General features: G+C 66.3%; 1 protein-coding gene and 1 pseudogene. Both read left to right on the forward strand.

Annotation, left to right across the window (positions count from 1 at the left end):
* The coding region (locus TSH64_RS27185; RefSeq protein ID WP_146208139.1) for a branched-chain amino acid ABC transporter permease at window positions 1–409 on the forward strand (409 nt) is incomplete at its 5' end.
* 45 nt (window positions 410–454) lie between these two features.
* Window positions 455–826: pseudogene (locus tag TSH64_RS27190) on the forward strand (branched-chain amino acid ABC transporter permease); the annotation flags it as partial.

The raw sequence follows: 826 nt of genomic DNA on the forward strand, positions 1-826 counted from the left end.
GTGCCTCGGCACCTGGTTCGCCATCGAGCGGACGAAGCTCGGCGCCTATCTGCGGGCGGCGACGGAGAACCCGACGCTGGTGCAGGCCTTCGGCATCAATGTGCCGGTGATGGTGTCGCTGACCTACGGCTTCGGCGTGGCGCTGGCCGGTCTGGCCGGCGTGCTGGCCGCACCGATCTACCAGGTGTCGCCGCTGATGGGGTCGAACCTGATCATCGTGGTGTTCGCGGTGGTGGTGATCGGCGGCATGGGCTCGATCCTCGGCGCCATCGTCACCGGGCTGGGCCTGGGACTGCTGGAGGGGCTGACCAAGGTGGTCTACCCCGAGGCCTCCAACATCGTCGTGTTCGTCATCATGGCCGTGGTGCTGATGGTGAAGCCGGCCGGACTGTTCGGACGGGAGAGATAAGCCATGACCATGCAAACCAGGGACACACTGCACGAAGGTATCGTCATGTATGGCGGCTCGCCGAAGATCCTGCTGGCCGGGGCCGGGCTGCTGCTGGCAGTCCTGGCGCCCTATGCGCTCTATCCCGTCTTCCTGATGAAGGTGCTGTGCTTCGCGCTGTTCGCCTGCGCCTTCAACCTGCTGATCGGCTTCGCCGGCCTGCTCAGCTTCGGCCATGCCGCCTTCTTCGGCGGGGCGGCCTACATCGCCGCGCATGTGGTGAAGGTCTGGGGCTGGGCGCCGGAGTTCGGGCTGATCGCCGCCACCGCGGCCGCAGGCCTGATGGGGCTGGTCTTCGGACTGATCGCCATCCGCCGCCAGGGCATCTATTTCGCCATGATCACGCTGGCGCTGAGCCAGATGGTGTTCTTCCTGGCG

It is taken from the genome of Azospirillum sp. TSH64 (genome assembly GCF_003116035.1).
GTDB lineage: Bacteria > Pseudomonadota > Alphaproteobacteria > Azospirillales > Azospirillaceae > Azospirillum.